Genomic DNA, 13,372 nt, shown 5'->3' with positions numbered 1-13,372 from the left:
AATGTGTAGAGCTGTATTTTTTTCCTTCTTGCCGGTCTTAATTTCCTCCTCTGCACGAGCATAATTTTGAGGTATAAATCCTTCATTAACAGGTTGTGAATTGTTAAGGTATACACCACTGCCATTAAGTTAAGGAAAAGTGATGAACTGTATTATAAAATCAGGTAAGATCCACAAATTAAAAGAAGTAATGACATGAGTAAAAAAAAGAATAATCATGTTTATAAAAAATAAATTGATGAGTTTAAACTTTATAAACGCACACAGAGCATCCTCAAAAGACTTCTCACGAAAAAGAAAGCTGCCCTTCGTTAATGTATTTCTCCTGATTTTTAGAAAGAGTGTAAAGTCATTACAAGTGATGCTTAATGAGTTTGTTCTGCATACAAGAAAAGATTATACAATTACGGCAAGTGCATTTACTCAAGCAAGAAAGAAGCTAAAGCATACTGCGTTTTCAGAGTTAAATGATGATATAGTTTCCCTATACTACCAAGATCAGGAATTTAAAACCCACCATGGCTTATAATGCACCCCATAAACTAGACCAAAAAAAAATGGTTGATCCGAGTAGGAAGGTAAAGGGGTAAAAGTATGGCAACAAAAAAATATGAACCAGAGTTAAAAGCAAAGATAGCTTTGGAAGCAATAAAAAATCAAAAAAGCACATCTGAGATATGTAGTGAATATAAAATACCATCAACAAATCTATATGATTGGCGTGATAGAGTATTGGCAAGGTTAAAAGACCTATTTGTTGAAGAAAGTGAAAGTGCGAGAAAACAAAGAATCTTAGCGCAAGAAATAGAAAGTTTACATAAAGTAATAGGAGAATTGACAGTGGAAAATAGTTATTTGAAAAAAAAATTACTGAAATAAGCAAAAAAGATAGAGTAAGGTTTATAGAAAAAGATTCTGATCTATCAATTAGGAAACAGGCTGATTTACTGGGGATTTGCAGATCTAGCCTATATTATAGGCATATAATTAATAACGAAAGTGAAATTTGATTCAAGAAGTATATTTGGCTTCTGATTGCCGTTATGGATATCGTAAAATTACTGCTGAAATCATAGCGAGTGGAGTAGTAGTCAATCACAAAAAAATCTTAAGAATTATGAAAAAAATGAAGATTAGTGGGCTGTATTGTAGAAAAAGATGTAATACAAGTATTAAAGAAAAAAAGCATAAAATATATCCTTATTTACTCAAAGATTTGATTATTTGTAGAGTTAATCAGGTATGGGCTACTATATATTATGGTAGAAGGTAAGTTTGTCTATTTTGTGGCAATAATGGACTTGTATAGTCGCTATATTATTGCTCATTCATTATCACCATATCTCGATGCTGGATTTTGCCTTTATACTCTCAAAGAAGCTCTAAAACAAGGTAAACCTGAGATTTTTAATAGTGATCAAGGAGTGCAGTTTACTAGCTACAACTTTATTATGGAATTAGAGCGTGCTAATATTAAAATTAGTATGGATCATAAAGGACGTTGCTTCGACAATATATTTGTTGAGCGTTTATGGAGAACTTTAAAGCAAGAAGCTATATATTATTATAGACCAAATAGTATCAGAGATTTGAATCTTATAATAAACGATTTTGTTGGTTGGTATAACTATAAAAGGCGACATCAGACTCTACATTATAAAGTTCCTGCTGATCTTTATTATCATAAACAGTAAATGAATATATTGATAAATACTTTAAATGTGTGTCGACGTATTTATCAACATATTCATTTTAAAAATCGGATCACTTTGAAAAAAATGGTCTAGACAAATGGGTGCATTATATAATGAGCCAAGTAAACGAAATGATAGATGAGGTGGTGAGAAGGAAAGCTTAAAAAAAAGGTCAAAGAAAAGGTGAGGTAAATTATGTTAAAGTTTGGCAAATTTAATAAGTCAGCAAAAGAATTGTTAGAGAACTCATTTAAAAATATTTATGAAAGAGACGAGAAGGAAAGAACAGCTCTACATTATGCAGTAGAGGTAAAAACAGTGGAGTTATTAGTCGAAAAAGGAGCGAATGTGAATGCAGCAGATGTGAAAGGATACACAGCACTGCACCTAGCGGTAACGGAGAAACGACTAGAAATCGTGAGAGAATTGATAAAATCAGGAGGGAATGTAAATGCGGAAGAATATGGAAATAAATGCACGCCGCTGCACCTTGCATGTATGGTAGGTGAAAAAGAAATAGTGGAGGAGCTAGTGAAAGCTGGAGGAGAAATAGAGCAAGCGGATAAATTTGGAATGATAGCGATGGATTATGCTAAAAATAGCAAAAAGATAACCGAGGTATTAAAGAAAGAAACAGACAGAATTGAAAAGCTATTTATGAAGGGCTAAAAATATGGAGAAAGAAATAGAAAAGAAAGTAATGAATTTAGAGAAAAAACCTTTGGGTGAACTGAGAAAAATATGGAAGAAGGTATATGGGGAAGAGGCGCCTAGATACTCAAAGAAATATCTGATACCGAGATTAGCTTATAGAATGCAGGAAAAAGCATATGGAGAAATGTCAAGAAAAGGAGCAAAAAGACTAGAGTATCTGGCAGATCGGCTAGAGAAGGGAAAAAGAATAAGTAGTGACAAATTACCAGTAGCAGGAACAGAGCTAATATTAGAGAGAGGGGAAGAAACGCATGCGGTAATGGTAACAGACAAGGGTTTAATCTACAGAGAAGAATTTTTTACGTCATTGTCAGCAGTAGCCGGAAAAATAATGGGAATGAGTTACAATGGGCCGCTCCTATTTGGTTTGCGTGATAAAAATGGAAGTTGAAAATGCTAAAAGAAGTAAGATGTGCGATATATACGAGAAAATCAAATGAAGACGGTCTAGAACAAAAGTTTAACAGTTTAGATGCGCAGCGAGTAGCATGTGAAAAATACATAAAGAGCAGAGAAGGCTGGGTAGCATTGGCCAAAAGGTACGATGATGGAGGTTTCTCAGGAAAGAATTTAGAAAGACCAGCAATAAAGGAATTGTTTGAAGATGTAAAAAAAGGAGAGGTAGATTGTGTAGTAGTGTACACACTAGACAGACTATCAAGAGAAACAAAAGACAGCATCGAAGTAACATCATTTTTTAGAAGACATAGAGTAAACTTTGTAGCAGTAACGCAGATATTTGACAATAATACGCCAATGGGAAAGTTCGTGCAAACAGTGTTATCAGGAGCAGCACAACTAGAAAGAGAGATGATTGTAGAGAGAGTAAAAAATAAAATAGCAACATCAAAAGAGCAAGGGTTATGGATGGGTGGAACTTTACCGCTTGGGTATGATGTAAAAGATAAAGAATTAATAATAAATGAGAAAGAAGCAAAGACAGTGAAGCATATATTTGAAAGGTATTTTGAGCTGAAGTCAATGGCAGAACTGGCAAGGGAATTAAACAAAGAAGGATACCAAACAAGGTCTGATATTTTTAAAAAGGCAACGGTGAGAAGAATAATAACGAATCCAATATATATGGGAAAAATCAGGCATTATGAGAAAGAGTATGAAGGAAAGCACGATGCAATAATAGAAAAAGAAAAATGGCAAAAAGCACAGGAATTGATAAAGGATCAGCCATATAGAAAAGCAAAATATGAGGAAGCATTGCTTAGGGGAATAATTAAGTGCAAGAGCTGTGAAGTAAACATGACGCTGACATACTCAAAAAAGGAGAATAAAAGGTATCGATACTATATATGTAATAATCACTTAAGGGGAAAAGGTTGTGAATCAATAAATCGGACTGTAGTAGCCGGAGAAGTAGAAAAAGAAGTGATGAAGAAAGCGGAGCAGCTATATGAAAATTGGAAAGAAAAGACCGAAGAAGAATGGAAAAATTTAAGTTTTGGAAAGCAGAAAGAAGTAGTGAAAAAGTTAATAAAGGGAGTAATGGTAAAAGAAGGTGAAATAGAAGTGAGTTCAGAGGATAAGGTGGAATTTATACCAATGTGGTTAAAAAAGAAAGGAAATAAATGCACAGTAGTAGAACCGGAAGGCAAAACAAATAATGCGCTACTCAAAGCAGTGGTAAGAGCCCATCTGTGGAAACGTCAACTAGAAGAGGGAAAATACTCAAGTGTGAAAGAGCTGAGTGCCAAAATTAATATAGGTACAAGACGTATACAACAAATTTTAAGATTGAATTATTTAGCTCCAAAAATAAAGGAAGACATAATAAATGGGAGACAGCCAAGTAACTTGAGGCTAGTAGATTTAAAAGAAATACCGATGCTGTGGAGTGGGCAGATGGAGAAATTTTATGTGTATTAAATAAGACTCAACCTGACAAGTCAGTTATAATAACCTCTATTAATCACACGTATATTTATTACAATTTTAGACAAAACTGTTAATATAGAAACTATACTAGACAACAACAGTCGAAATAGCATGTAACTATATATTTGCAGCATACATTCTTTTAACTACTATTGAATGGCAATAAGGATCATAATAAACCATTATAAACCATTTTGTGAATTTTTCATAATATCTAATTAAAAACTCTGGGGCAAAAATTAAAGTAACTAATCTCTACCCCGTAAACATTAGCAACTAGTAACCATATTATCTACTACACTAGTGACACCAGGGACAGCCCATGAAGCAGTCCTTGCTTCTTTACGTTCATCAAAATTTCTTATTTTACCTTTGAGAGTCACTTTACTACCATCAACCTCTACTTGAATATTATTTGCATCTATGCGCGCATTACGCTCAAACTCCTTAGTAATTTTATCTTTCACCTCTACTGCATCAACACTAGGTTTTACTTTTATATCATTAGTAAAATATGTCACTCCGTATAGATGTTGTACAGCTTTTCCTGCATATTCTTTCTGATAATAATACTCAACATCACCAGTTAAAGTTAAATGTCCATTTTCCAAAGTTACTTTAATTTGTTGATGCGGGACAAAAAAACTCCACTTCAAAGTAGTAAGAGCAGCTTGGACTATGTCATCATCATTTCTCTTGTAGTCTGGTGTAAGATCCACTTCTAACTCATTAGCTATACCTTTAATTTGTTTAAGTTTTTGTACTGCTTTTTCAGCTAAACATTTTTCAGCATAGCTTTTGACTTTACCACCCAATATGACTACACTATTATCCTTAATTGAAATAGTTATATTTGATTCATCAATACCTGGTTCAAATCGTAACTTGTCCATAACGTTCGTATATAATTCACCACTTGTTACCATAGAGCCTCCAAATTTATAAAAAACCTCACCTCCAAGCCTTAACGTAGGTAAGAAACAAGGCATTTTATAATATCTCAATTAAATGATTGTTTGTCAAGCAAATTTTTCGTAATAATTTAATTTATTTTTTGATGACATTACCAGCAAAAGTAGAGAAGACGTTTTTGTCATGAAAATAATGAATCAAATTTCTAAAACAAGTGATGAATGCCTTTGACCAACAGTGAGTAGAAGATTAAGTGTATTTGCAATTGGTGCTTAAAGCCTAATAGGCAATTTAAATGACTCAAGTATTTGATTTACACGGCAAGACATCAATTATCACAGGCGCTTCAGGCGTTCTTGGAGAGCAATTTGCTCGCACTTTAAGTGATGCAGGTGTACGTGTTTTGCTTATAGGCTGAAGGATAGAGAAACTTGAAGCATTTGCTTTGGAGATTAAGAACTCCAAGGCCATCCAAATTGATATATACCAAATAAAGATCGATATCTGCGTAAATAATGCTGGGATTGCTTCTTTGACACCTATCTTTAAGGAAGATAAAATACTGATTTTGAAAGCATTATTCAAACGAACTTGATAGGTGTGTGGTATGTAACAAAAGCAGTTGCTGGTCATATGAAATATAACAACATTCATGGGTCAATTATCAATATTGGTAGTATTAATGGTGATTCCATACCAGCGAAAGGTGGAAAAGCTGCTATAATTCACTTAATCTAAACGTTAGTGGGTGAATTATCACCTTACAAAATACGTATCAATTGTATTTCTCCAGGATGGTTTAAAACCTTACTATTACCCACAAATCAAAGACATGGTATTGTATTTGCTCAAATAATTTGATTTTATTAACCTGAAACTTATTAGATTAAAATTATTAAATTAAGAGTTATAATTTTAGCAACTGAAGGCTGTAAATTGTATCATATAAACAGTTGTTTCAAGCAAAAGTTATACCATTAAGAGCTACACAATAAACGTTTATATTTGTGGTAATAGTAAAATATTCTCTCCGTTAATGATGAAATCCATTCTATTAATGTCTTTATATGCTTGCTCACCAGAATTTGCGCTTTTATTATCTTTAGCTCTTAAACTACTAAAACCAAGTTCTTTAATTTTAGCCTTCAATGTACCTAATGGATTTGCTTCACTCATACTCCCTCTTTCTTCAAAGCCAATTATATCATAAGAATTATTAATAGATTATTGACAATATGTAGGCGTAACAAAGGCTTTACACTATCTGTATAATAAATACGCAAAGATAACGGAACTTTATTATACTCTATCTATAATGATTTAAAATAGCAAGCCCCAAACTAGAAGCCTGCTATTACTTACTGGTTACTTTACATCAATTTTCTTGATGTGTTTCTCTGACTTAGGTATAGTTACATGCAATACTCCATCTGAAAAATTAGCAGATACTTTATCTTGCTCTACATTTACTGGAAGCTGAATAGACCTATAGAAAGAGCCATAGTACCTTTCTTTATGATAAAACTGCTTATCTTTTGATTCATTATCACATGTTTTTTCACCCTTCACTATTAAGTTATCGCCAGATATACTAATATCTATGCTTTCTTTTGGAATACCTGGTAACTCTAATGAGAGGCAATAGCTTTCCTTTGTTTCATAAAAGTCACAAGCTGGTAGTAGACTGCTTCTTCTGGAAAGCTCTGGATTCCATCCTGTAAAGAAGCTATCAAATATGTCATCAACTGCTCTTTGTAACCCTCTTACACTAAAATTATCACGATTATTGTTTTTATTTAAATGAACTATATTACTCATGTTGTACCTCCTTTTATTAATACATGCATTACATAATCATTCCACTTACTAATTTCAATCCTAAATCTAAAGTCAAAGTTTGTTAGATGTGAAAAACTGTTCCAATTTACTATAACTTGATTATAAGAAAAAATTCTGGCTTAGTTGATTAATGATAGATTTTATTACCTCTACCCACTTACGACCATAAGAATATGATGGAAGAGAGAAGAAAGCTGTTGAAGTTTTTACAGCAAACCTGCATTTCAGCAGAATAAACAAACACATGCCAGTATTAGTAGAGAATTATTTATAAGTCAACTAACCTTTTCAAAAAATATTTTAGTGAAAGTACCATGCTAGTTAGTGTTATAAAGAATTGAATTATTTACTCTTTCAAAAAAGGTCATACATTTGTGAGAACAAGCCGAGTAAAAATAAGGTTATAAAAATAGAAGATTTAAATTATTTCAATAAGCTTAGGCAAATCAGTTCATATGTAGATATGGATGAAATGGGCTAATGTGGCTAGTTTTAGCGTATAATGAAATTACTATATTAAAAAGTTCGTATGTATCATTTGGTAGACCAATTGATTCCAAAGAAGAATGTTCTCACGGTCCTTGATTTTAAGTGCTGGAAATAGTTGTCTTATTTAAATTATTAACAATATATAACACTAAATTAACATCAATTTGCTTGATGAAGAACAGACTTATAGCAAAAACCAAATTTAAAAATAGGACTTTTTACAGCACTGGTTCCAAATTCAAAAAAGTGAAAAAAAGCAACCTAAAATAAAATACCAAACTATACATAAAAGTTGCTTATGTTACCAATCTTAGTATGATAGAAAATATTATGGAGTTAAGTTTCTATGCAAAGCAAGTTGATGTTTTATGTTAAAAGTACACCAATTACTGATAAATCATCAGGTACTAACATTGTTCTATTAACTAGAGATCCTATCTTCATTTTTCAACAGGTAAAAGAGGCAATAGATGAGAAGGAAAAAGAAAAATTTGAAGGACTTGTAAAGAATTTAAGGGAACACTTACCTAGTGGCTTTAAGATTGGAGCTGCTGTAGGTGCAGGAGATTGTTTTTTTGATTCTGTTGCACAGAGGTTAAATGAGCTGAAAAATAGTAAAATTTTTAGTGTGAAATCGTTAAGAGAAGATTGTGTAAATTCTGCTAACAAATACAGGGATGAAATTATAAAAGATGCAGGTGGAGGTGGCTATTTCCTCCCACAGAAGAATATTGCTTTTTCTGATCTTGGAAATATTAAGGATGAAAAGGGAAATGATGTTCCAGATGTGAAAAAGACTTTTAATAGGTATTTAGAAAGTATTAGAAAGACAGCTGAGGAAGGTGATTATCCTATATGGGGAAGACCTGAGATTGAAGGAAAAATTATATGTGAGAAATACAAAGTTAAAATCAAAGTTATAGAGTTGAGAGATGAAGGTATAGGTGAAGATAAGCTGTATGTTACTACTGGTGAGGTAGGTGAAGGTGATGATATTGTTTACATAGTGAATTATAGAAACCACTTCGTGCCACTTCTTAGTAAGATTGAAAAAGATATTGAAAGTAATGTAGAAGTCTATAGAGAAGAAGTTTACGATGTAGTGGACCAGAATAGCCCTTCTTTACTTGAGGATATTGGAAATTATGATTTTGAGGAGCAAACGCAAGTGATTCAAAATAAAGAGAAAATTAATCCAGAAATTCTTGAGCTGATAGAGAAAAAACATTCAAAATCCTCTGATGATCGTCAGCCTAAATCAGGCCAAAAGCAGAAACTTCAGCTAGGTCCTTCTCATCAAGTCGATAGCCTAAGAGAACAACCATCAAGTTTATCAAAAAATAGGAAGAAAAGATCTAATAATGGCCTTGGTCAATCAGGAATTTTAGAAATCCAGCAGGTAAGTCAGGAATTGTTGTCTTCTGATGAGGAGTACTGTGATGCTAGTGATAAGGTTGAGAGATCTTCTATATCTTGCGAAAGTGATTCTGACCTAGAGTCTATTCCTACTGTATCACATTTTAAGCAGCGTACTTGGAAAGACTGCAAATCTGGAAAAGTTGGTCAAAGTAGCTTTAATGAAAATAAGGGAACAAGGAAGTCATTTGGTGAAAATGGATATATAGAGGGACAATGGAAGAACAATCATTTGATAGAACTAGATTCGTGTCAATTTACTCATCCACATAATAATAAAACAGTTTATATTAGGAAGCAAAGTCCAGGTTATTTATTTACTTTTGATCAGGAAAACTTTATTGCAAGAGTAAGCTTCAACAAGATTGAAGAGTTAGATTTTGTTGGATATCCTATAGATATAAAACGAAATTTTCTTGAAAAGCTTAAAATTACTAAAATTATAGAAGATGAATTATTAAATAACAGGGATAAAGCTTATGAACAATTTAAACAGTTTTTGCAGGATAGAAGTGGTAAAACTGCAGATAATCTTGAGTATGCAGAGGATCTTTTTCAGTTTTCTAAAAGATTAGAAGATTGGAGAAAGTTTTCTAGTAATATATCGATATTAGATGATATAGTGGGGAATAAGAACATTTCACAGAAGACAATTGATAGTAGTCAACAATTGCTTACTAGAGAAAGAGCTCTGGATGTAAGAAAGAAAGAGTTTTCTCAGGTTGATCAATTTTATACAAGGGATTTACTGACAGGATTACAACAAATCTGTAAAGAAGGAATAAATAATCATAGAAAGACCTTACATGATAAATATTTCGTGTCTATTTTTGTGATGGCTCCATCTGTCATGGCAGATCATTTACCTCGCTTGAACGATAAGTCAATATTTTATATCAGCAATAAAGATATAAAATTGTTTGCAGACCTTATTGACATAATGAATAAGCAACCTTTTCTAGATTTTATAGGCAATTCGTGGGATATTTTGTTTAAAAATGTAGAGGAAATAAGGCAGCATGAGTCAGTAGGAAATTTTGCGCCTTTAACTAATCCTATTTATTTTTATCTTTGTAAGAGCTTTAAGGAGTTAAGTTCAGAAATTAGTAGTAAAACAGACATTCCTGTTAGTGATTTGCTTAAAAAAAATGAACAAGGAAAATGGGGCTTGATAAAAACTATAAATTGGCCATCAACTTCCTCTTTAAACCACTCTCTTGAGCAGCAATATCGCTTTATCTTTACACTAATGAAACATTTTGAACCAGGTTATTATTCTAACAAAAAGAAATTTGAGAATGATAAAACATTATGGCAATTTATCAAGAGCTTGTTTGTTAGCAGTGACGAGTTGTCAGCTACACCTGAAGAGCGCTTAGTATGGATTTATATTCTTAACAATGCTATTGTCAACCTACTTTCTAAAGAAGAATTAAAGTCATTTGAACCTCTCATACAAGGCTATATGGATTTTATTAAAAACACAGAAGGTGATCATTATGAGTCATTTCGAATAGCAACACATAATGTTATAAGATTTATAGCACAAACAAGTCCTTATCTTTCAAAAGAGATTTCAGTAATTGATCAAACTATTCTAACAAAACAAATAGAATCTATTAAGAAGGCGTTTTTAGATAAACAATCTGGTGATTTTAGAGATTTGGTAGATGTATATAATGAGTATTGGAAGAATAGGGAATCTATTTTAGAAAAAATTCCTGATAAATTTCCTTATGGAAAGTTCAAGCAAGACATGGAAGCAATACGTAACACACTACTTGATATTGCAAGTACTGCACTTGATAAAAAAGCAAAATCACAAGGGTTCATTAAGTACTTTAGATCGTTTAATGAATTTTTAGAGGATTTAAATAGTATAGAATTCAATTGGTTTATTCAAGAAGCTAATGACTTAACTGAAGTAGAAGTAGCCAATAAAGATAAAAATTCATATAAGGTTTTAGATTCTGAAAATTTCATCAAAAAATACAAGAATAATATTCCTAATCACTACTTAATTGAAATCACTCAAGATCTATTAAATAGAGTAAGTAATTTACTGAGGCAAAAGAAATGGTCTGATGACGATAATTTAAGTGCGGCAAGTGAGTTACTATCAGCAGTTAAGAAATCTTTTCTTTATCTCAAGGAACAACCTAATTACGTATCTTTTGCTACATTTAAAAAAGAGAGTACAGAGCCGTTTATTTCTGTAGTAGATAATAGCAGCTCTTATAAGGATTTTAAAAAACGAATTGGTATCATAGGGGAATCTTTTTGGTATTTAAGAAAACAAGATGAGATTGATATAGATAAAGCTTTAGAGCTATATAGAAAAGAAAACAATAATAGCACAGTAGAAGCACTAAGAGATTGCTATAATAGATACTTAAAAGAATTTAACTCCTATATACAAGAGGCTTCTGACAAAAATTACCAAGATAAAATTAAATTTATTACTGAAAAGGTACGGAAGCAATCAAAACAAATTAAAACTAATGAATGGAACACAAAATTCAAGAGAGAAACTTTACCTGATCTTCTTGCTGGATTAGCTGCTGTGTGGTCTATACAGCAATCAAAAGATATTACAAGTACAGGAAGTACAGGAAAGAGCTTAAAGCCGCATTGCATTCAAATATTATGCATTTTGCGATTGTTAAGTGTTGATAAAGACTCTAAAGGTGTTGATAAGCATCTTGCGCAAGTCTTAACAGGACAAGGCAAATCGCTTGTACTAGGTTTACTCTCTTCACTATTAGTATTGACAGGTCATAAGGTCAGAACTGTTTGTTATAGTGAATACTTAGCAACTCGAGATCAACAAGATTTTAACGGCTTTTTTAAGGAGTTTGGTATTGGTGACAAGATAACTTATGGTACATTTGAGGAGATGGCAAATGAAGTGATAAATCCTGAGGTAAATGGCAAGAAGCAAGGTTTAAGAGAATTAGTTGAAGGTCTTATTTTAAATCACAGTGCGGAGCAATCTGGACAGATAAAGCAAGAGGATATCAGCAATACTATTTTACTAATCGATGAAGTGGATGTTTTCTTTTCTGATCAATTCTATGGGAATACTTATGGTGCATGTAACACTATAGGTATTCCAGGACTAGCTAGTATTCAAGAAGAAATATGGGAAATGGCCAGCAAAAGTTATGAAAAAAGTACTATTTTGGAAAAGGTAGAAGAATTCATTAAGAAAAAGATAGGAGAAAGAAATCAAGATTTTAAAGAATTTAATAAATTTTTATTTAAACCTGGAAAATACTATCTTTTGAAAGAAAAAGATAATGTGGTTATTAAAAAAGAATATACTAATCGGTCTCTCTATCAAGAACATCTAGAGAAAATGATTGATGCTGCAATAAAGGTTGCAAAAGGAAGTGATGAGTACATTAACAACTATAAAATTAACGATAAAGGAATCATAAGTTATAGAAAAGATGATGGATTTTACTCTATTTTTACTTACTGCGGCTATTACAACATATTTCATTATTTTAGGTTAAAGAATAAAGACTTTGATCGTAAAAATTATGGTTATTTAAATATAAGTTGTGGTAAAATCTCTTACGCCAAATTGCCTGAGAAATATCCTCTTATCTTAGGAGTTAGTGGTACCTTAACTACGCTCAATGATCATGAGAAAAAAGCGGTAAGAGAATCTTATAACATCAGAGAAAATTCCATCATGCCATCTTTTTTTGGTGATTCTCATTTGAAATTTAATTCAAGTGAAAATTTTACATCTCAGAATTCAGAAGAAGAATGGCTCAGTAAAATTTTTAATCGTGCAAACTCTAAGGTTGATTCAGAACAATCAGTGTTAATATTTTTTGATACAGATGTAGAAATAAGAAAGTTTAAAGAAAAATTCTTCGGTAAATTTTATCGCTTACACATATTAACAGAAAATACGGAAGAGCATACCAAAGAAAAGTACATCGATGGGGCAGGTATTGCAAAAACAGTAACGCTAGCAACAAGAGGTATGGGTCGTGGTGTTGATTTTAAGTCTAGTGTTGCTGTAGAAAATAGGGGCGGGGTGCATGTTATACAGACATTCTTTTCACTTGATATAAAAGAAGAAACACAGATTAAGGGTAGAACTGCACGTAAAGATAATAAGGGTAGTTATGAGTTGATACTCTGTAAAGAACATTTGGTAAATGCTGGGTTTCTAAAAGAAGAAGAAAAAGAAATTACTATAAATTATGAAAGCTTGAATAAATCCAGAGAACAAAAAGTAAAAGAAAAAGGCTCAAACAATGAAAAAAGAATTAGAGAGTCAGAAAGTAATCATAAGACAACGATGGATTTTCTTGAATCTTTTTTTCAAAAAGAATGTAGCACTAATATAGATCAGCCATCTGTGGAACCAGCAGTAAGTAGACAACAAAATAGGTAGG

At 32.1% G+C, this 13,372-nt stretch carries 7 protein-coding genes and 2 pseudogenes; 6 read left to right on the top strand and 3 right to left on the bottom strand.

From position 1 onward, the window contains the following. Window positions 1-217: 217 nt before the first annotated feature. From OPS21_RS06755 to OPS21_RS06735, 5 genes and pseudogenes are all read left to right on the top strand, one after another. A pseudogene (locus tag OPS21_RS06755) lies at window positions 218-523 on the top strand (IS4-like element ISWpi18 family transposase); the annotation flags it as partial. Between the two features lie 71 nt (window positions 524-594). Then, a pseudogene (locus OPS21_RS06750) lies at window positions 595-1,694 on the top strand (IS3 family transposase). Window positions 1,695-1,889: 195 nt separating this feature from the next. Then, window positions 1,890-2,363 (top strand): ankyrin repeat domain-containing protein, encoded by a 474-nt coding sequence (locus OPS21_RS06745; RefSeq protein WP_264337000.1) that lies wholly within the window; start codon window positions 1,890-1,892, stop codon window positions 2,361-2,363. Between the two features lie 4 nt (window positions 2,364-2,367). Then, window positions 2,368-2,799 (top strand): DUF2924 domain-containing protein, encoded by a 432-nt coding sequence (locus tag OPS21_RS06740; RefSeq protein ID WP_264336999.1) that lies wholly within the window; start codon window positions 2,368-2,370, stop codon window positions 2,797-2,799. Window positions 2,800-2,801: 2 nt separating this feature from the next. Then, window positions 2,802-4,289, top strand: coding sequence for a recombinase family protein (locus OPS21_RS06735; RefSeq protein WP_264336998.1), 1,488 nt, complete (start codon window positions 2,802-2,804; stop codon window positions 4,287-4,289). A 278-nt stretch (window positions 4,290-4,567) separates the two neighbouring features. Here OPS21_RS06735 and OPS21_RS06730 read toward each other — a convergent pair whose 3' ends face one another. The 3 genes from OPS21_RS06730 to OPS21_RS06720 all read right to left on the bottom strand — a co-directional run bounded on the left by OPS21_RS06730 (window position 4,568) and on the right by OPS21_RS06720 (window position 7,028). Then, window positions 4,568-5,224: a BON domain-containing protein gene (locus OPS21_RS06730; protein ID WP_265027627.1), complete on the bottom strand. Its 657-nt coding sequence runs from the start codon at window positions 5,222-5,224 to the stop codon at window positions 4,568-4,570. A 985-nt stretch (window positions 5,225-6,209) separates the two neighbouring features. Next, on the bottom strand, window positions 6,210-6,386 hold the full coding sequence (locus tag OPS21_RS06725; RefSeq protein ID WP_264336591.1) for a hypothetical protein: 177 nt from the start codon (window positions 6,384-6,386) through the stop codon (window positions 6,210-6,212). A 189-nt stretch (window positions 6,387-6,575) separates the two neighbouring features. Then, window positions 6,576-7,028: an Hsp20/alpha crystallin family protein gene (locus OPS21_RS06720; protein WP_264336590.1), complete on the bottom strand. Its 453-nt coding sequence runs from the start codon at window positions 7,026-7,028 to the stop codon at window positions 6,576-6,578. Window positions 7,029-7,884: 856 nt separating this feature from the next. On the opposite strand from OPS21_RS06720, the gene OPS21_RS06715 reads away from it, so the two are divergent. Then, entirely contained in the window at window positions 7,885-13,371 is a 5,487-nt protein-coding gene (locus OPS21_RS06715; RefSeq protein WP_265027626.1) for an OTU domain-containing protein, read from the top strand. Window position 13,372: the final 1 nt, after the last annotated feature.

Origin of the sequence: Wolbachia endosymbiont (group B) of Chorthippus parallelus (assembly GCF_947251815.1) — a bacterium.
Taxonomy (GTDB): Bacteria; Pseudomonadota; Alphaproteobacteria; order Rickettsiales; family Anaplasmataceae; genus Wolbachia.
Note: the sequence above shows the minus strand (reverse complement) of the source record. Positions and strands in the feature narration are given on the sequence as shown.